A 20,179-nucleotide genomic window follows, 5' to 3' on the forward strand; every position below is an offset into this window, starting at 1 on the left:
TAGATGTCGTTTTTATTATTCTTCAATACTGCTTAATTTGGCTGTCAAATCTTTATAGAACGCTGCGTATGTGGCATTCTTGTAAGGTATTAACCAAATTGAGCCTAATCCTAAAACAATCCAATTTAATATTTCCCAACCTAAAAAACTTAATTGTAAAATAAATAATCGCCATTTGCGGCCATTCATTAGCTTGCGACTACGCGTAATACAATCAAAATAATTAACATCACTATTAGGATTAGCATCTACAGCATCTTTAAAGATATAAGATGCCTGTGAGTAAGAATAGTTCTTAACAATTCCTGGAACAATCAGTAAAAGAGCCCACAAAAAAATAAAAATACGTTTCAAAATTTCAATTACTAGAGCTCCTATAAAATATCGTTTGCTAAAAACAGAGAAAGAATCACGTAAAATTGTTTGGGGCTGTTCTTTAGTCCTTAACCAATCAATCGTAGTAAACATAATACTCATATTAATTAGTCCTACTACAAAATTCCAGATAATACCACCGCTATTAGAACCGGTTTTTGACATATTATTCATTTCCGAAGTGAACTGTCCACTATCTGGTCTAGAAACTAAATATGATATCAATGCTATCAATATACTGATAATAATAATCAGTACTATTCGACCGATAATTCCTAGCACAATTGGGAATAGATTCAATTTAATAGCCGTTTTCCAATTACCTCGATAAAGTTCTTTCACTTCTTGTTTGAGTTCTGCACGCGTTTTTAACCGATCATTATCCATTACCTGTTCCTCCTCCAAGCGACTATGACCTCTAAAAGTAATTAAATTATACCATTATTAACCTCAGCTAGCCTTAAAAACTTTGATTCTTATGCTAAATTGGCTCTACATTAGTATTCTTTTTTGCGATATAATTATTGCATCTTAAATAAAGGAGGAGAAATATGTTTTTTCGCGCATTAAGCAAGCAAACCATCCGTAAACTAGTTACATATGGTTTGCTTTTATTGGGAACTGAGATTGGTTATTTGACAGCAGCTAACATAAACGTAGTGCAAGCTGATGTTAATTTTGTTACCAGTCAAGTGACCTTTACAGACACCCCCCTAGCAGGTGTGGTCACAGTCAAAAATCAGGCAGCACCACTTTATAATGATCAAGGTCAACAAATTGCTGATCGAATTTTAATACCTCATTCTGCTTGGAGAACTGTACTTTTACATGTTAGCAGTGATGGTCACAAATATTACCAAGTGTCCACCCATGAATATATTGCCTATGATCAAGTAACATTTCAATCAGGGAATGTTGACGGTACTGCTCATCCGCTAGAAAACGAAATGAAACCAGGTTCTGGTAATGCTGACGTCTGTATTATCAAAGGCAGTGGTGTCACCTTGTATAACGGTTATGGAGCCAATGCTGTCAGTTCAGGAAGAACTTTAGCAAGTGGCAGTGCTTGGAAAGTTTTAAACCATGTTTACGCTAATGGCCACTATTGGTATGAAGTGGGCGACAATGCTTGGGTAAATGAAAGTTTTATTGTTGTGATTCATGCAGATGACTATCAACCAGCTGTCCATTTACAAAACGTTCCTTTAATTGCACAACGCCCCGAATTACCTAATGGTTGTGAAATCACCGCAGTTACTATGATGCTTCAATATGCGGGTGCTAAAGTTGATAAGATGCAATTAGCTCGTGAAATGCCCCGTAGTAAAAATCCTAATTATGGATACATTGGTGATCCTTGGAATGGTACTGGAGTAACAATTTTCCCACCTGCGCTCATGCGCTTAGTCCAAAATTATACTCCTAACCACACTGCCAAAGATTTAACTGGATTGGGCTTTGATGCAATTAAGTATCAATTAGGTCTAGGACATCCGGTTGTTACTTGGAATACAATGCATGGTTTTCCTTACCATGCCTTAGTAATAACTGGTTATGATAACCAGTATGTTTATTACAATGATTGTTGGACCAATAAACGTTCTAGTTGGTCTATTAATTCTTTTGTTAATAATTGGAATAGCCAGGCTCAAAGAGCTATCAGCTATTAAAAGTGAGGAAGAAAATGAATAAAAAATTATTTTCCAGTATTGTAATTGGAGCTAGTCTTTTTAGTAGTTTAGCTTTCAATTCTAATAATACTCAAGCAAAAACTGTAACTCCAAAACCAGGTATTGTTACAACAGTTAGATTAGCACACTTATATGATGATGATGGCAATCTTATTTCCGATCGAGTTTTACTAGCCAATACCCCTTGGAGAAGCGGAGATTATATCCAAATCCCCAACGTGGGCAACTTTTATCAAGTATCAACCCATGAATTTGTTAAAGAAGAAGACGTCAATTTCCAGCATGGACAAGCTGCTAAAGGCGTAGTTTGGGCAGGAAATAACGGCGCCATTGAATAAGTTATATTAATAATCAATATCAAGCAACAGCTAATAAATTAGCTCCTAATAGTGCTTGGCAATATAGCTATACTGATAATGCAAAAGGCAAAACCTGGTATCAGGTAGCCAATAATACCTGGATTAATAGTGATGATGTAGCGACACCAAAATATACTAATCCAGATGGTTGGTATCCAATCCATAATACTCAAATCAGCCAGCAACAAAAAGCTGGATATGATTTGTACAATGGCGTTGAAGGCATTAAGGTCTACAAAGTCAGACAATTCTTTGGTCTTTCTAATGCTCATACTATCTATGACAGCAATGTAATTTCTCGTGTGCGTAATTGGCAAGCCAATCATGGATTACCAGCAACCGGAATTGTCGATTATAATACCTGGACACATATGGGATTCAGCGGCAAGGATTGGTACGATATTGATAATTACGTTGCACCATTAAGAACTAACATAAATAGTACTCGCAATGACCACATAGAAGCCATGATTGCTCAAGCTAAAGAATATTTAGGAAAACCTTGGATTTCGGGAGCCGCATCCTCTCCTGCTTATGGTGTTGATTGTTCTGGCTTAGTTACACAAGCTTTATACGCATCTGGTATTGATCCGCAACCGACAAGTAACATTCAACATGCCCAACCGGGAAATGAATGGAATTGCCAACGACTTTACAGTAGTCCCTATGTCCATAGTGTTGCCTACTCACAAAGATTACGCGGAGATTTAATCTTCTATCAAAGTCCTTATGATGGTAGTATTTGGCATGTAGGAATCTACCTTGGCAATAACGAAGTTCTTGATTCGTGGCCAAATTCTGTTGCTGTTCGCCCTATTACCAATAGTCAAAGAAATATTGTTGCTAAAGTTGGACGTGTCTTCTACTAAAAACTCAAAAACCTAAGACTCTTTTGTCTTAGGTTTTTTAAATATCCAAATAATTTAATGCGTGTTTATAATATACAACTGGGAAGGTTCTATCCAAGTTAATATCAGCAAATTTCTTTTTTACTATTATGAACTACATAATTATATTTAAAAAAACCTCTAGCAATGCAAGTAACATTTTAATAATTTATTTAATATTTAATTGATTGAACTGGCCTGACATTTTTAAAAATAAACAATTTTCTACTTATATTTCCCGGGAAATATTTTAATAATAATTGAAATAAAAATTATATTTTCCAAAGATAAATAGATGGTCATCTAAAATTAATTATAATAGTTTTATACATCATAATATAATGGTACGTTTTAATAGCTTGATATTTTTTTGCAAATCAGCTGCCAATTCATAATTGCATATTCAATGTTAGCTACACATTAAGTGAGTCACTTTTATTTTATAGTTATTGTTATTTTCTATTAGTGATTATTTGCACAAAATTAGCGATTGGGGCTGCTTTTTTACCAATATTAAAATCATCAATACCAACTTTTTAAAATTGGCTATTGATGATTTTGACAAGCCTCTTTGTGATATCAGCTTATAAAACTTAATTTATTAACACTATATATTACTCGAATATGATTACATACTATGTGTAAAATCTCTGAAGACTCACCAAAATCACTGCTTGTTTACTATGCTACTAAATTAGCCTTCAACTATTCGATAGGCAATCAACGTATTAACACCTATAATACGCATTTACTTACCTCTAGAGACGTTTAATAATGAGTTGTTATAAATTATATGGCGACTTCTAAAAACTAAAATTCGGGCTCTATGAATCATTTTTCAGCATTATAGTTAATTCTATCTTAATTATTAAAATTAAATTAAAAATGTGTCAATCTTAATTGTAGATTGACACATTAACAAGCAGAAGGACCTTTATTATTTAATTTTAAAGGAAATAGGAGAGGTTCAATGTCACCTAAAATAGTCCTTCGCACAAGTATTGAGTGCTACTCTCGAATACTTGTCTTGTATTTTATCCTTTTAAATGAGAATTGCAAGTATTTTTTAATCTTTTATAATTTTAGTGTAATTTTAAATAAGTATTTATTCCAAAAAGTCTATCATGTTAGTAAAAGCCTCTAAGATCAGCAATCAAATAATTAAAAATTATCATAACTTAAAAGTAGATTACAGTTCGATATCTAACATTTATTACAGATACTGGACTACATTTTTTATATTCTTTGATTTTTTTATTATCATACTAATATCATAACTGTATTTTAAAACGGAATACTTTTAAATCTATTTAAAAAATTAAATTGAGACTTCCTTTAATAAATATAAGATATTTTCCATAGCATCAACAACACTATTAGATTATTATTTATTAAATAATTATCAAAATGACTTATCATATAATTAGTCAAAATAAATTAATTTTGTTAATGCATTAAAACATTTTTATCTCCTGTTTAGCTTTCCAAAAAATAAAAATTATTTCTACAACACTATAGGGATTGAGGATAATAATTATTTTGTTTAAGTTGATTAGTATTTACATGACTGATTGTTTTGAAATTTTATCATAAATATAGTTTGGGTTTTATCGTGCACATTAAGCAACCCATCATCTCATTATTAATGATTGTGTTTATCTTTCTTGATAATATACTTGTAAGTTTAGTATGACTTGGCAGCGAAAAATAAATTATTTTTATTCTATTCTTAAAATATTTCCCGGGAAATATTTTAAGAATATATTTTTTGCTTTTGTAAACAGATGTCTAATACACTTATTTGAGCTAGCAAATGTGATATTTTTATGTATTTATTATTAATCTCTTTATGTGATTATTTTTATAATAATCTATCTGTCGGTTTATTTCTCTTTAAAGATAAATACCTTACTGAAGACATAATTGGCTATTACGACAATGATATTATCTAGTAATTTAACAATGAGGCTATTAGCCTGCATTATGCCTATTCCAACCTTTAAAATACCCATATCTATGATTAAACTTAAAAAGCGAAAGAAAAAGAAGGACTCTAATTCTTTTAGAACGGCTTTTTTAGATGATTGGTGGGAATTAAAGACGAATTGTTTATTTGTTAAGTATGCAAAGATCACTGACAACAACCAGGCAATGACATTAGCTACTTGATATCCTAAAATGTGGTGCCAAGTATATAATTCATAAAATACTAGTAAATTAATTAAAGTTGTTAAGCCCCCAAAGATTAAATAAGAAATAACATCCCAATATTTTTTAATTAGATTCTTCATATTAACTCCTGTATAATTAATAGGCGTTTGCCCTTATCAATATACCTATCTTACTATATTTAGACAAGGAGTTACTATGGAAAATAAAAAACAATTGCGGTGGTTCAATATTGCTCTAGTTGCCTTTACAACAGTCTGGGGGCTATCTAACGTCGTCAATAACTTTGCCAATCAAGGCATGATGGTGGTAGTCTCGTGGATCCTCATAATGCTACTTTACTTTATTCCCTATACCTTAATGGTGGGACAATTAGGCGCCACTTTTAAAACTGATGGTGGGGGAGTATCCTCTTGGATTAAAGAATTAACTAATAGCAAGTTTGCCTATCTGGCTGCGTGGACTTATTGGGTAGTTCATGTGCCTTATTTAGCTCAAAAGCCACAAATTATTATGGTTGGTTTTAGCTGGTTGTTTACTGGTAATGGTAATTTTGTCAATCAGGCACCTGTCTTTTTAGTTCAAGCTTTAAGTTTGGTTATTTTCTTAATATTTTTGTGGTTAGCTTCACGCGGTTTGACAACATTAAGCCGTATCGGTAGTATTGCCGGGGTAGCCATGTTTTCTATGTCAATTCTCTTTATTATTTTAGGTATAGCTGCCCCTTTCATGACCAAAATGACCATACAAACTGCCCATATGAACCAATTATCAACCTACATGCCGAAGTTTGATTTTAACTACTTTACGACGATTTCTATGTTAGTTTTTGCTGTCGGTGGTGCTGAAAAAATATCGCCATATGTGAATCAAACTAAAAATCCTAGTAAAGAATTTCCTAAAGGTATGATTACTTTAGCAATTATGGTAGCAGTTTCTGCTATTTTAGGTTCTTTTTCAATGGGAATTATCTTTAATGCGCATCATATTCCCTCTGATTTGATGGCTAATGGTGCCTATTATGCGTTCCAACTTCTGGGTCAATATTTTCATGTCGGTAATTTTTTCATGTGGTTATTTGCTTTGGCTAACATATTAGCTTCAGCAGCCGCTTTAGCAGTTTCTATCGATGCTCCCTTACAAATTCTTCTTAATGATGCTGATAGCCGCTATATTCCCGCAAAATTAAGCCAAAAAAATCAGCGTAATATTCCCATTTATGGCTATCTTTTGACTGGAATTTTAGTTTCCATCCTCATTATTGTTCCTGCATTGGGAATTAACGGAATGAATGATTTATATAAATGGTTATTAAATTTGAATTCTATTGTGATGCCTTTGCGTTATTTATGGGTTTTCGTTGCTTATATGTTACTAAGTCGTAAACTCCACAAATTTCAAAGTGATTATCTTTTTATTAAAAACCAAACTCTGGGCTTTATCATGGGTTTATGGTGTTTTGTCTTTACTGCTTTTGCTTGCATTTTAGGTATGGTGCCTAAATTATCCTATGCAGCTAATCCTACTAGCTGGTGGTTCCAATTAGCCTTAAATATCATCACACCCTTTGCTTTAATTGCTTTGGGTATTATCCTCCCAATAATTGCTCGAAGAACTACAGAGTAACAAAAAGACGTGTCTATAAAGTGTAATAACTTCTCCAGATTAAACCTGGGAAAATTCACTTTAGACACGTCTTTTTTAGTGCTTAATTTACTTCAATTACAGGATCAGGAACATTGCCGCCATAACTGCGAATCTCATTAATTAGTCTTTCTAATTGTTGCTTTAATTGCTCTTTATCAGCTGTATCATTCTGATAGGCAGTTTTAACCTTGTCTAATAAGGGTTGATACTGCTTCATTAAGCGATCAATATTCGCCTTGCGTTTAGCCTCTCGCTCAGCTTCTATTTGACTCTTTTCAGCTTCAAAATTAGCTAAACGATTATTTTCCTTTTGTGCTTGCAACTGTGCTTGTTTCAAATTCAAATCCCGCTGCAAGTCCATAATCGTTCGATTAAACTCGGCCTTGGCCGTCATCCGTTTCACATTTTCATTTTTATAACGAATTTTTTGTAATTGCGCAACTTTTTGATTATATTGTCCTAATTCATTAAAGGGTACCTGCTGGTACTTTTCAATGGCTCGCTTAACAACTTGTTCACGCTCTTGTTCTTGCTTTTTAGTCAAATGATAGATCAATCGATAATCCAAATTATTCAAGCGATTCTTATTAGCATTAATTTCAGCACTATTAAATGCTAAATAATTTTCTGTGATTATTTGCGCGACACTTTTTTGAACTGCTTCTTGCCGTACATATAGACTATCACCAACGCGTCGTACTGTATTAGGTACTTTGAAGTCAGTATTAGGCACTTTTAAATAGTCTACTAAAAACTCACCTTCGGCTCGAAAAGTTTGGATAGGCAAATGTAATTGGTCTTCAGTTAATGGCTGCTGATGGTCATATCCAGTCCAATTAGCAATTGTAAAGCGTGGCGTCATACCCACGAAGTAGCCATCATGATTAAAGTCAGTCGTCCCAGTTTTACCAGCAACGTAAGAATAATTATGCAAAGCAGCATTTTTGCCCAAACCATTAGTTACCACACTCTGCATAGCATTAATTATCATATAACTAGCACTAGAATTATAGATAGGAACTTTGGTGTGTGTATTTTGATATATAGTTCGATTATTAACTGTATCTTCAATACTTTTCAAATTACTTGGAGCTACAAATTTACCATTGCGCGCAAATGAACTATAGGCCGAAGCCATTTCCGTAGTGGTTACACCTTTAGTAAAGCCCCCAACTGCTAAAATAGGATTATTATCTGCCGGATAAAGGCCTTGAAATTGCATTTTTCCTAAAAGTTGATAAAAAGATTTATCTTTGTCAGACAAAGCCAATTTAAAAGCTACCGTGTTAATGGAATCGGCTAAAGCCTGGCGCAAAGTGACTGAACCGCGATAACCACTATACCAGTTTTGAACATTACCAACTGGACCATCAATTACTCGACTTTGGGGTGCATATCCGCGTTCAAAAGCTGGTGCATAAGCAATGATTGGCTTAGCTGTGGAACCAGGTTGACGATAAGCACTAATGGCACGATTTAATTGATCGTCTTGTGTAGTGCGGCCACCGATAATAGCCAGTACATTACCAGTTTGATTATCAATAATTGTACTAGCAACTTGTGGTTCTAACTTACCTTCAGCATCACGCTGGTTATAGCTTGCATATTGCTGTTGTACAATTTTTAATAATTGCTGCTGCAAATCTTGGTTAATAGTAGTTTTGATGATAAAACCACCATTTAACAATTCCCCATAATATTTATCATAAACTTGTGAATAACGACTCCGATATTCATTTTTTTCTTGATCACTATTAAACAAATATTTCATTTCAAATCCGTGGGCTGTCATTAATTGCTTAACAGCATTATCTACCGCATAATTCAAAGCATAATCTTGCGATACATCATTATCATAGGTAAAATTATGAATTTGCAGTTTAATATTTGGATGTGAATAATGATTGAACTGGGATTTAGACAGTAATCCTTGTTGATACCAAGAATATAAAACTGTGTTACGGCGATTTTTGGCTGCTGTGGGATGAACGACGGGATCATAAAGTACCTGATTATTGGGAATCCCAATCAAGAGCGCAGCTTGTCCAGGATTAAGTTGGTTTTGATTTTTAGAAAAATAATACTGGGCTGCACTGCCCATGCCGTAGCAACCATGACCTAAATAAACATTATTTAAATAGAACTCTAATATTTTTTGCTTAGAAAATTTTTGTTCAATTTGTTGAGCAATCACCATTTCTTTAATTTTACGGTCAAAACTCTGCGATTGATCTTTTAATATAATATTTTTTACTAATTGCTGGGTTAATGTTGATCCACCCTGGACCTGTCGATGAAACACTGATAAGGTTAATGCACGTACAACTCCTGTTAAATCCACGCCGTGATGTTGATAATAACGTCGATCTTCCACCGCAACTATTCCTTTGCGCAGCATAGGATTAATTTGCTGATAAGGTACATAGTCGGCTTGACTATGAGTTAAAGTTTTCATAACGTTATTGGCATTATCTTTAATAACGGTGGGTTGTTTCGGATGAAAATTTTTTTCGTTGACGTCACTACTAATTACATAACCGTCAGTAATGTCTTTTTGAACTTCGCCTAAATACTTATGACAAAATACTATTATCAAGACAATAATTAACACTAAAAAAATTAACAAACAATATTTCAAACTTTTTCTTATCGGATGTGTTTTAAAATTACTAACCCAGCGTTGCCATCTTTGTTGCACAAATCTTCTCCTTAGTCTGGTCAAAATATTGCTTAATAAAAACCAATATAATTTTAGTTAATGTATAGAGTAGTACCACTATTAATTAAATTTGTTAACGTAATTAAATCGGAATTCTCAACTACAATTCCGTTATTCAAAGCTGAACTACCACTATAAATAAATCCAATAGTTCGACTATTACCGAACATGATTGACATTTGTAATGCTGGATTATTTTTTAACCAAAAAGTCGGCTGAGCATGATTATAATCGCTGACGGAATTAGTAGTTGAATCGACGACTGTAGCATCTGAATAGTAACGACCAAAAGTTGGCTGAGTCCGATCCGTAACTACTCCAGCTGTATCAGCCGGGTTAGTAATAACTTCACGAATTCGATATAAGCCACTATTTGTATTATTGGCTATAATACGAATGAGCGGACCAGACGTGCGATAACGGCCATTACTTCGCCGCAAAAGTGATAAAGTCTGATCACTTTGAGATAAATACAAAACCTCATTAGCTGTGATTCCTGCAGCTTGTAAGGCTTTATTAGCATCATCAGCCACTTGCACATTATCAACAATCGTCACGTGTGCTGGTTGATAACTTTGAGTTAATGGGGCATTTTTAAGAGCTACTAGTTGATCTTTTTCTTGTTGTAATTGGTTTTTATCTCGATTAGCTTGCGAATTTTTAAAATATGCTAAAATTTCATTAATTTGTGGTTTCCAATAACGTTGCCACCGCCGATTTTTTATTAATTTATAATAAGCATTAGCCTGTGACACTTGCGTTAAATCTAGCTGATCATGATTTACTTTGAAGGCCTCTGTCGTCTTTTTCAAAAATTGATTAGCATCTTGCGTTTGATCAAACCAAATACGAATAGTATCCAAACGATTTTTTTGCCGTTGGTAAACCGTTTGATTCTTTTCTTTTAATAAATTTTGATCTGTACGGTCCAAGCGCTTTTTAGTTACTGTATTAGCGTAATAATTGCCATCAAAATAACTAGCAATTTGGTGTTGATTCTGTTGGCGATTATTAAATAATCGCATAATTTTTTGTAAATCTTGTTTGGTTTGTGGACTAAAAACTAATCCGCAAACATCAGCTTTTATTAACTTATTAAAAAGCTGAATTTTTTTGGTATCTACATGGGTTATTAGTGCTTGCTGTTGACGAGTTTGATATTGATGAAGCAAGGTACTTTGAGCTGATACATCCACACCACCGCCACACAACAGCAATACAAAAGTTGTAACACCAATAACAAGAATTGTCTGGCACACACGTCGAACCAGTTTAAATTTCTTTTTAAGAGCCTTCATAAAAGCCAATCTTTCTCAGAATAATTTTGTTGCTATGAGCCCCACGAATTGAGATATAGTATAAAATAATATTGTTACAAAAACCATAAATCTCTTTTATCTTAGCGTAGTACTATAGTTGATTTTAGCTTATACTACTTTAAGTATCAAAATTCTTTTCTAAGATAACTATCAGATTATTCAAATTAAATATTATTGAGGTCTCAATTTGAAAAAAACTAAAAAACGCATCATCTTCTTGAGTACAATTTTGATTGTCTGTATTTCTTTATTTACCATTTATTATAATCGAAAGCCTTTGCTGAAAGCTACTTCCAATTGGCTGACAGCTCAAACAATTCCCTTTAATTTGTTAGTCAATCCAAATAAAATCAATAAAAGTATCCATCCGCATGCCATTGCTCTTAATGAAATTGACAACCAAAAATACCAAGAAGACTTGACTGAAATTGATAATTTAATTAACTCATTTAATCGTCATCAACAAAAATTCAGTTGGTTATCGCCTACGCAAACCAAAAAATTGCAAAAACGAATTAAACAAAAACCGCATCGTTATATTAGTAGTATTACGCCGTTGTTATTGGGCCAGGATCGAACAGGCCAATATACTGTTCTTAGTATTAATTGTTATGATGATACAACTCAAATTCGTAGTTATCGCTATCGGGTATATTTTCGTAACCATCGATCAGTAAAAAGTCACTATCTAAAAACGACAACTAATACTAAACCACCTAAATTTATTGGTTTTACCAATACTTTAGGGGTCTCAGGAATTACCAAAGCGCCCAATTTCATTGATACTATTAATAGTACTCTCACCAATTCAGATGTTGCTAATCAGCCTAATGCTTCATCACATCAATATAGTCAACTAGGCAAAAATATTGGTTTAAAAAATAGTGGCTCTGCGTTACAGCAATATGCACTTAATTCTGATGCTAATTATAAAAACAGTGCTATTACAGGTTACGAAATTTCCGATGTTCCACGTGAAACAAAATTCTTTATTACCCAAATTAACAAGGAAACTAAGCATTATTACACACTCATTTATAATCGCAATCAAGGAAATTTTACTGGTTTTCAAACTGGCAAGCATACAGTAGCTGATATTAAATAGCTTACTCAATTAAAAATTATGGAATATCTAAAAAGCTGAGACAAATTTCTGTCTCAGCTTTTTTAAATTTTAAAATCTCTACTTACCAGATATTTTTTAACACAATCGTTTCATCCCGATTTGGTCCTACAGACACACTCACAAAATCTAAACCTGTTAATTCTTTGATTTTTGCTAAATAATTACGTGCTTCTTGTGGCCAAGCATCCATATCTGTTATTCCTCGTAACGGTTGCTGCCAACCGGGCATTGTAACATATACTGGCTGACATTGGTCTAAAATATTCAAACTAGCCGGATATTCATTAATAATCTGACCATCAGGCAATTTATAGCCTGTACAAATTTTAACTTCCTGTAGTCCGCTTAAAACATCAATACTATTCAGTGCAATATCAGTTATGCCTGCAACTCGTTGAGCATGTTGTAAAACGACTGCATCCAGCCAGCCAATTCGCCGAGGACGTTTGGTTACAACGCCATATTCATGTCCTGCATCACGAATAAAATCACCAGTAGCATCAGTTAATTCTGTTGGAAATGGTCCAGCTCCTACACGTGAAGTATAAGCCTTAGCTACGCCAACAATACGATGAATCTGAGTTGGTCCCACACCCAAGCCAGCAGTGTAGCCGCCAACAGGATTAGAAGAAGTGACAAAAGGATATGTACCGTGATCAATATCCAACATAATTCCTTGTGCACCTTCAAATAAAACCTTTGCTCCTGAATTTAATTCTTCGTTCAATAATTTAGAAGTATCACAAACATAAGGACGTAACTGTTGACCATATTGATAATATTCAGTGAAAATTTCTTCAAATTGTAAAGGTTCACTATCATATAATTTAGTAAATTCACGATTCTTAACAGCTAAATTTGCTTTTAATTTAGCAGCAAAGGTATCTTTTTCAATTAAATCAGCCATCCGAATACCGACACGTGCCACTTTATCCATATAGGCTGGTCCAATACCACGATTAGTGGTACCTATTTTATTAGCACCCTTACTTTGTTCTTGAAGTCCATCTAATTTAATATGATAAGGTAAAATCACTTGTGCCCGATTAGAAATTTTAAAATTAGCGAAGCTAACACCTTGATCCTGTAAAGTTGCCATTTCTGCTACTAAGGATTTAGGATTAACTACCACTCCATTGCCAATCATTGCAATACGATCTGCATTCAAAATTCCTGAGGGTACCAACCGCATTTTGTAAGCCTTATCATCAACTTCCACAGTATGTCCCGCATTGTCTCCCCCTTGATACCGGGCTACAATCTGCGCTTTACGGCTTAAAAAGTCAGTGATTTTTCCTTTACCTTCGTCACCCCACTGCATTCCTACAACTACTACACCAGTCATTTTTCATCATCCTCTTTAAATTAATCTTACCCTTTAAGTTTACCAATACTGAACATTTATGCAACATTTAATTGATTAATTCGGCTTTTGTAAAATATGAGTTTAAATATCCAAAGGTTATTCGCGCAAAATCATCATATTTAAATTCTTGAATTTGTGTGGTCTGCCGTTGCAAATCATCAAACACAGCTAATTTAACACTCTTTTCTTTGGCTTGTAGTCCGTAAGCGAGAAAATCCGTATTTAGTTGCCGAAATTGAACTCGCAACATTAATTTTTGTAATGTAGCCTGTTGAAACACTGATTGCCAGAGATTTTGATTATCAAACTGCATTTTATCATCCAAGACCGGCTGAACAAATGTTTGATCTTGTTGATGCCACGTACGATAAGTGGCAATTATCCGTAAATAATCAGTCTGCGTTGAAACAAAACTCACTTCACTCAGACGAATCAAAGCATAACCACCAAAATATCCATCTTGATCAACTAATGACAAAACCATTTCTTGATTAGTTATATTAATAATTTTACCAACATAAAAATTGTTATTTGAGGTATTTATATAAACCATTATCAAAGTTTCTGTATCTTTTAAACTTTTTAATAATGGAATTAAATGCAAATTAGCTTTAACCATAATAGGTAATTGATGTTTATGCGGCTGTAAAAAAAATTTTGTTGCTTGATTTAATTCTTGGCCCCCAAATTCAATCGCATCAAATTGATTTTTCATAAAAGCAATGGGCTGATTATTATACGCAAAATCAAAAAAATCAACTGTTGCTATTTTCACCTGTTGCTTATTTAACGCCTGAATTTTTGCCTGTTGGTATTGGTAGTTAGTAGCCCCAATAATTAAAACAATCAGTTGCTGATCAATAAGATATTTCAATACAGTAGTTAATAGATGATCTGCGGAAAATGGTGGCACTGTTAATTTTTGCGAAGCAAATAATTCTTTGCTTTGTGCAATTTTAATCCGTTGCTTAATTCGCTCTAAATCTGCTCCATGATCGCTCACAAAAGCAATTGCTCTAATTGCAATTAGAACATAACCATTCAATAAACCATAATCATTATAAACACGCATCAAAAGATATCTGGAATTCAGTTGACAAATAGTACCCGTATAAATATCTTTAGTGGGACGCATAACAACATCAATTAACTGTTGTTGCTGATAAGAGTGCTGTAATTGTTTATATTTACTCATGACTGCCCTTCCGTCAATGGTGAAATAGCAGCAAATTTGTTGTAAGACTTCACAAATAATAATTTGACCGTTCCTCGAGGTCCCGATCGATTCTTACCAACAATTACTTCCACTTCACCTGCATTGGTATCTTCTGTTTCATCTTCATCTTCATTACCATCATTGTAATAATCATCACGATATAAAAAAGCAACAACATCAGCATCTTGTTCAATTGAGCCAGATTCGCGAATATCAGAAAGCATCGGTCGTTTATCTTGACGTTGCTCTACTCCACGCGATAATTGCGATAAGGCAATAACGGGAACATGTAATTCCTTGGCTAACTTTTTTAATTGTCGCGATATTACGGAAACTTCCTGCTGCCGGTTTTCTTGCCCAGTACCTTCGATTAATTGTAAATAATCAACTATTATAAGACCTAAATTCCCTGTTTCTTTAGCTAGACGCCGGCATTTTGCCCGGATTTCTGCCATTTTGACTCCCGGAGTATCATCAATATACATTGATGTTCTCGACAAAATACCCGTAGCAACAATTAAATTTTGCCATTCTTCGTCATTTAAATTACCAGTCCGTAAATTATTAGCGTCAATGCTGCCTTGGGCACACAATAACCGGCTAGCCAACTGTTCTGCACCCATTTCTAAGCTAAAAATTGCAACTGTTGTTGGTGTATGCACGGCGACATTTTCAGCAACATTTAAGGCAAAGGCTGTTTTTCCTACTCCAGGACGAGCAGCTAATATTATCAATTCATCTTCATGTAAACCAGCTGTTACTTTATCTAATTCCGAATATCCAGTAGATAGTCCCGTTACTTGAGAATCTTCTTGGGCGCGTTGATCAATATTTTCAATAGTAGTATTTAAAACATCGCCAATTTTTTTAAAACCACCACTGGCCTGTTCTTCACCTACATTCATAATTCGCCGCTCAGCTTCATCTAAGATGTTGGTAACATCAGCATCTTGATCTTCATACCCTTGAGCAACAATATCTGTTGCGGTGGCAATTAAACGACGTAATAAGGCTTTATCAGCTACAATTTTTGCATAATACATTACATTGGCAGCTGTGGGAACTACGCTAGCTAATTCTGCTAAATAACTCACACCACCAATATCATCTAATTGATTTTTATCATCAAGAATATTTTTTACAGTTACAACATCAATTCCTTGATCATTTTCATTTAATTCCACCATTGCAGCAAAAATCAACTGATGAGCATGTTGATAAAAGGACTCCTCAGTTACATATTCCATAGCTTCAATGATAGCTTCTGGACGCAATAAAATTGAGCCTAAAACTGATTGTTCTGCCTCTTTGTTATTAGGTGGTATTCTTTGAATCAGTTCATTATTCATTAGCTAAATCTCCCAATTTTTACTATGGTTAATTCTAACATAGAACCTAAATGCTAGTTAACAGAATGAAATGATTAAGTTATTGCCACAAATATATTTATTTTTATAAAATTGGAGTAATAAAAAACCAGTTAGACTAAAAAGTCTAGCTGGAATATATATAATCTAATTAAAATTTATAAGCCCAGCAACCGTGCGAAAATCGGTACAGCCACATTATCAATTACCCCGATTAAAACCACAGAAACTGCTGCCATTGCTCCTTGAACTGAGCCTAACTTCAAAGCAAAGGCAGAACCAACTGTATGTCCAGCAGTTCCTAATCCTAGTCCTTCACCTACAGGATCTGATTCTAGACGAAACCACTTAACTAATGGCTTACCTAGAGCATAAATAATAACCGCATTCAAAATACAAGCCATGGCAGTGACTGCAGGATTTCCTCCAACTGCTGTTGAGAGTGGTAATGCAATTGCTGTTGTAGCAGATTGGCTAAGCATTGAAGCTACTCCGACTTTGCTTAAACCAATTAATTTAGCAATACCAGTAATTGCAAATAAAGAAATAAAGGTACCAACTAACAAACTGCATACAATAATAACCCAATTCTTCTTAAAAACATCATTACGTTTATATAAAGGTACCGCAAACGCAATAGTTGCTGGATTTAAAAACCAAAAAATTAGATCACCACCTGGTTTATAAGCCTTAGTATACATTTCAGCAGTTGAAACATTAAACACTTTAGCCATGATTACTAAGATTATAATTCCCAAAACCATTGCTACAAATAAAGGTTGTGTTAAAAAGAACCCCTTAGTTTTCTTAAATAAATACTCACCAATTTCATAGACTACTAATGATAAAAATACCCCAAATAATGGATTAGCTAAATAATGCATAGTTATTTTCCTCCCTTAGCAGTAGAACTAACATCTTGGTGTGTTAATTTAATTTTTATCCAGTTGAAAAAACGCGTCGTATAAGCTGTTACAACTAATAAAATGACTGTTGCAATCAAAATAACAATCACTAATTGCACACCTTCCGCCTGCATAATTTTTAAATTCCCAGCTAAAGAAATACCTGATGGAACAAATAAAAATCCGATTAGTCCAATCATTGCTGCTCCAAATGAATCTACCCATTCAACTTTAATTACTTTAAAAGTAAGTAATAAATATAAGAGCACTAATCCAATTACAGCAGTTGGTAAAGGAAAAGATTTTGGCATTGAATCTGAAATAAACTGTGCCACAAATAAAATTGCCGCATAAATTAGCATTTGAATTAACAATGGCGCAGACTTTTTGTTTTCATTTGATTTTTCCATTAATTGTGCCTCCCTCAAACTACATTAACCGTCTATATCATAACATTAGAAAGACAATCTGCGGCAGTTGTGAGTCTTAATTACACTTTTTTGTCCCTCAACTGCAACGGTTGCTAACCTAAATACTTTAAATTTATACGCCAAGAAGTTGTTTGACCTTCTTTTGATACGAACGCCCGACTTGAACTTTATCACCATTAGTCATTATTAAAATTATTGTATGGTTAAACCACGGTTGAACTTCTTTAACTGCTTCTAAATTAACCAAAGATTTACGATGTACTTGCACAAATTTAGTTCCTGTCAAGCGTTTCTTAATCCAACTGAGTGTATTTTTAGTTTGATACTGCTCTGTCTTCGTTATAATTGTCAAAATACCATCATTAACTGTAGCTGAAATTAGACTATCTTGTTTAATTACAACATTTCGATCTTGTAATTCAATAGTTAATAAATTTGTTAAAGATTCTGTAGTAATATCTGACCGTTTATTTAACGCTTTGATTGCCTTAAAAAGAGCTTGGTCAATTCTTTTTGGTTCAAATGGTTTTAACACATAATCAATCGCATCTACATTAAAAGCCTTAGCTGCGAATTCATCATAGGCAGTTGCAAAAATAATTAACGGTGAATACGACAATTGATGCAATTGTTGAGCTAATTCAAAACCATTTTCACCATTCAGTGAGATATCTAAAAAAATAATATCAATTTGTTCTTTTATCAGAATTCCTAACCCATGATTAATATCCTCACTTTGAAAAATGTTCACTTGCTCATTATTAAAACAAGAACTTTGGTTAATTAAATAGGCTAATTCCGTACGTGCCAATTGTTCATCATCAATAATTAAAATTTTCATGATGGTGATTCCCCCTTTTTATGTTGCCAAGGTATTAATATTGTAAAACATGTTCCTGTTGGTTTAGTAGTAATCTTAATTTGACTAATACTGCCATAAAGTCCATTTAAACGCCGATTAAGATTATATAATGCCGTACCCGTACCACGTGTTTGTTGAATTGGTTTTTCCAAAATTTGCGGTAAAATTTGCGGATTAATACCTTGTCCATTATCTTGAACTTGAATTTTAAAATAATCTTGGTTGTATGGAACTATTTTAACGACAATCAAATTATTCTTTTTTTGCCCTTTAAAAGCATGGCGAACAGCATTTTCAACAAATATTTGCAGACAAAAAGCTGGAATTAACACTTCTTGAGAAACTTCAATTTGATATTTGAGCTGAAAGCGATCAGGAAAACGCAAATTCTCTAAATTCATATAAGCATCAATATGCTTTTTTTCTTGTTCTAATGTTACTTCTTTTTCTTGACCATTTTGCAAACTAGATCTAAAAAAAACACTCAGTTGAACCACAGCTTCGCGAGCTTTGTCTTGACTAACTCTCATTAGTGCTGCAATGGTATTTAAAGCATTAAAAAAGAAATGTGGACTAATTTGAACTTGTAAGGCCTTAATTTCAGCCTCATTAATTAGCGAAGTTTGTTCTTCTGCAATACCAATTGCTAATTGTCCAGAAAAAATTGTTCCTAAGCCATCAACTAAATTTTCTTCAACTACGGTTAACTTATCAGAATCAGTAAAATAGACTTTTAAAGCACCTATAGTTTCTTGATTAACTTGTAAAGGAATTACAATTGCTGCAGCCAATGGGCAATGGTCATGTGGACAGCCAATTTCGGACTTCGTATATGCTATTTGCTTCTTACCAGTTAAAATAACCGTCTTTGAAAGATCCGTTAATACTGGTTCATTAGCTATATGATGATCAGCACCTGCTCCGACATGAGCTAAGACGTTCACTTTATCAGTAAGACCTACAGCATCAAAATTGGTATATTTTTTAATAATTTCACACACATGACGTGCAGAATCTAAATCTAATCCCTTCCGAAAATATGGCAAAGTTTTATTTGTTAATTCCAATACATCTTTAGTTTGAACTGCTCGCAACTGTCGTTCATTAGATAGGTATGTTTTTAAAATTTCAATAAATAAGCAAGAGCCCACTGTATTTAAAAAAGTCATAGGAACAATAACTAATTTTACCAAACCAAATCCTCGGAAAATGCAAATAAAAGCCATTTGAACAAATTCGGCACTCAAACCTAAGATAGCAACCCAGATATTAGATGGATAAAGTTGATTTCCCTTAACACGATCTCCAATTTTGCCCACCAAAAATCCAATTAAAACTGAACTAACTATGTAAAAAGAATCCGAAAAATTACTAAAAATAAACCGATGTACTCCGCCTACTAAACCCACAAAGACGCCTACCCAAGGTCCAGCAGTTAAACTTGCAGTAGTAATAACTAAAGTTCTAGTATTTGCAATTGAATATGATTGCGACAAATTAGTAATGATAGTCGGCATTACTACTTCTCTAGAATTAGTAATTTCCACTCCAGTTAAATTAGAAATAATCACAAAAATAGAAAAAATTAAGGCTAACCATATTTGTGATTTTAGTTTACGACTTTTAATTAGATTTCGAAAAAAGCTCGTATTTACAAGTAAAAAAGCTAAAATCAAGATGAATCCTAAACGTTCAGCCAAGAGAATTAATAAATTAAACACTTGCTTTTCCTTTCTTAAT

At 33.6% G+C, this 20,179-nt stretch carries 16 protein-coding genes; 5 read left to right on the top strand and 11 right to left on the bottom strand.

Annotated features, from left to right (window positions below; genetic code table 11):
- Nucleotides 1-15 precede the first annotated feature (15 nt).
- The gene (locus tag DS830_RS07340; protein ID WP_118908838.1) at nt 16-762 is read right to left on the bottom strand and encodes a DUF975 family protein; all 747 of its coding nucleotides are present in this window, start codon (nt 760-762) and stop codon (nt 16-18) included.
- Between the two features lie 164 nt (nt 763-926).
- On the opposite strand from DS830_RS07340, the gene DS830_RS07345 reads away from it, so the two are divergent.
- The 3 genes from DS830_RS07345 to DS830_RS07355 all read left to right on the top strand — a co-directional run bounded on the left by DS830_RS07345 (nt 927) and on the right by DS830_RS07355 (nt 3,294).
- Nucleotides 927-2,045 (top strand): C39 family peptidase, encoded by a 1,119-nt coding sequence (locus DS830_RS07345; protein ID WP_118908839.1) that lies wholly within the window; start codon nt 927-929, stop codon nt 2,043-2,045.
- A 14-nt stretch (nt 2,046-2,059) separates the two neighbouring features.
- Nucleotides 2,060-2,404, top strand: a complete 345-nt coding sequence (locus DS830_RS07350; RefSeq protein ID WP_118908840.1) for a hypothetical protein — start codon at nt 2,060-2,062, stop codon at nt 2,402-2,404.
- Between the two features lie 224 nt (nt 2,405-2,628).
- Nucleotides 2,629-3,294: a C40 family peptidase gene (locus DS830_RS07355; protein WP_118908841.1), complete on the top strand. Its 666-nt coding sequence runs from the start codon at nt 2,629-2,631 to the stop codon at nt 3,292-3,294.
- Between the two features lie 1,901 nt (nt 3,295-5,195).
- Here the strand turns inward: DS830_RS07355 and DS830_RS07360 are convergent.
- Complete coding sequence (locus DS830_RS07360) at nt 5,196-5,603, bottom strand: GtrA family protein (protein WP_118900163.1); 408 nt, start codon at nt 5,601-5,603, stop codon at nt 5,196-5,198.
- Nucleotides 5,604-5,679: 76 nt separating this feature from the next.
- Here DS830_RS07360 and DS830_RS07365 point away from each other — a divergent pair, with 76 nt between their 5' ends.
- On the top strand, nt 5,680-7,107 hold the full coding sequence (locus DS830_RS07365; RefSeq protein ID WP_118908842.1) for an amino acid permease: 1,428 nt from the start codon (nt 5,680-5,682) through the stop codon (nt 7,105-7,107).
- Between the two features lie 82 nt (nt 7,108-7,189).
- Here DS830_RS07365 and DS830_RS07370 read toward each other — a convergent pair whose 3' ends face one another.
- Together DS830_RS07370 and DS830_RS07375 are read right to left on the bottom strand one after the other, a co-directional pair.
- Nucleotides 7,190-9,826 (bottom strand): transglycosylase domain-containing protein, encoded by a 2,637-nt coding sequence (locus DS830_RS07370; RefSeq protein WP_240366797.1) that lies wholly within the window; start codon nt 9,824-9,826, stop codon nt 7,190-7,192.
- Nucleotides 9,827-9,879: 53 nt separating this feature from the next.
- Nucleotides 9,880-11,154, bottom strand: coding sequence for a hypothetical protein (locus DS830_RS07375; protein WP_205526780.1), 1,275 nt, complete (start codon nt 11,152-11,154; stop codon nt 9,880-9,882).
- 199 nt (nt 11,155-11,353) lie between these two features.
- Between DS830_RS07375 and DS830_RS07380 the strand changes: the two genes are divergently transcribed.
- A complete protein-coding gene (locus tag DS830_RS07380) occupies nt 11,354-12,271 on the top strand; it encodes a hypothetical protein (RefSeq protein ID WP_118908844.1) in 918 nt (305 codons plus the stop codon).
- An 82-nt stretch (nt 12,272-12,353) separates the two neighbouring features.
- Here DS830_RS07380 and DS830_RS07385 read toward each other — a convergent pair whose 3' ends face one another.
- The 7 genes from DS830_RS07385 to DS830_RS07415 all read right to left on the bottom strand — a co-directional run bounded on the left by DS830_RS07385 (nt 12,354) and on the right by DS830_RS07415 (nt 20,160).
- Nucleotides 12,354-13,637: an adenylosuccinate synthase gene (locus tag DS830_RS07385; protein ID WP_118908845.1), complete on the bottom strand. Its 1,284-nt coding sequence runs from the start codon at nt 13,635-13,637 to the stop codon at nt 12,354-12,356.
- 67 nt (nt 13,638-13,704) lie between these two features.
- Nucleotides 13,705-14,853: a hypothetical protein gene (locus DS830_RS07390; RefSeq protein ID WP_118908846.1), complete on the bottom strand. Its 1,149-nt coding sequence runs from the start codon at nt 14,851-14,853 to the stop codon at nt 13,705-13,707.
- On the bottom strand, nt 14,850-16,223 hold the full coding sequence (dnaB, locus tag DS830_RS07395; RefSeq protein ID WP_118908847.1) for a replicative DNA helicase: 1,374 nt from the start codon (nt 16,221-16,223) through the stop codon (nt 14,850-14,852). The genes DS830_RS07390 and dnaB overlap by 4 nt, the downstream gene beginning before the upstream one ends.
- A 176-nt stretch (nt 16,224-16,399) precedes the next feature.
- Nucleotides 16,400-17,125, bottom strand: a complete 726-nt coding sequence (locus DS830_RS07400) for an LrgB family protein (RefSeq protein ID WP_118908848.1) — start codon at nt 17,123-17,125, stop codon at nt 16,400-16,402.
- A gap of 2 nt (nt 17,126-17,127) precedes the next feature.
- Nucleotides 17,128-17,556: a CidA/LrgA family protein gene (locus DS830_RS07405; protein WP_118908849.1), complete on the bottom strand. Its 429-nt coding sequence runs from the start codon at nt 17,554-17,556 to the stop codon at nt 17,128-17,130.
- Nucleotides 17,557-17,689: 133 nt separating this feature from the next.
- On the bottom strand, nt 17,690-18,418 hold the full coding sequence (locus DS830_RS07410) for a LytTR family transcriptional regulator DNA-binding domain-containing protein (RefSeq protein WP_118908850.1): 729 nt from the start codon (nt 18,416-18,418) through the stop codon (nt 17,690-17,692).
- Nucleotides 18,415-20,160, bottom strand: coding sequence for a LytS/YhcK type 5TM receptor domain-containing protein (locus DS830_RS07415; protein WP_118900432.1), 1,746 nt, complete (start codon nt 20,158-20,160; stop codon nt 18,415-18,417). Before DS830_RS07415 ends, DS830_RS07410 begins: the two co-directional genes overlap by 4 nt.
- Nucleotides 20,161-20,179 lie beyond the last annotated feature (19 nt).

The sequence above is a fragment of the Bombilactobacillus bombi genome, from assembly GCF_003522965.1.
In the GTDB taxonomy this organism is placed as follows: domain Bacteria; phylum Bacillota; class Bacilli; order Lactobacillales; family Lactobacillaceae; genus Bombilactobacillus; species Bombilactobacillus bombi.

Coding starts and splice junctions, on each gene's coding strand:
- DS830_RS07340 (WP_118908838.1), bottom strand. CDS start 762: ATGGATAATGATCGGTTAAAAACGCGTGCAGAACTCAAACAAGAAGTG.
- DS830_RS07345 (WP_118908839.1), top strand. CDS start 927: ATGTTTTTTCGCGCATTAAGCAAGCAAACCATCCGTAAACTAGTTACA.
- DS830_RS07350 (WP_118908840.1), top strand. CDS start 2,060: ATGAATAAAAAATTATTTTCCAGTATTGTAATTGGAGCTAGTCTTTTT.
- DS830_RS07360 (WP_118900163.1), bottom strand. CDS start 5,603: ATGAAGAATCTAATTAAAAAATATTGGGATGTTATTTCTTATTTAATC.
- DS830_RS07365 (WP_118908842.1), top strand. CDS start 5,680: ATGGAAAATAAAAAACAATTGCGGTGGTTCAATATTGCTCTAGTTGCC.
- DS830_RS07385 (WP_118908845.1), bottom strand. CDS start 13,637: ATGACTGGTGTAGTAGTTGTAGGAATGCAGTGGGGTGACGAAGGTAAA.
- DS830_RS07390 (WP_118908846.1), bottom strand. CDS start 14,853: ATGAGTAAATATAAACAATTACAGCACTCTTATCAGCAACAACAGTTA.
- dnaB (WP_118908847.1), bottom strand. CDS start 16,223: ATGAATAATGAACTGATTCAAAGAATACCACCTAATAACAAAGAGGCA.
- DS830_RS07400 (WP_118908848.1), bottom strand. CDS start 17,125: ATGCATTATTTAGCTAATCCATTATTTGGGGTATTTTTATCATTAGTA.
- DS830_RS07405 (WP_118908849.1), bottom strand. CDS start 17,556: ATGGAAAAATCAAATGAAAACAAAAAGTCTGCGCCATTGTTAATTCAA.
- DS830_RS07410 (WP_118908850.1), bottom strand. CDS start 18,418: ATGAAAATTTTAATTATTGATGATGAACAATTGGCACGTACGGAATTA.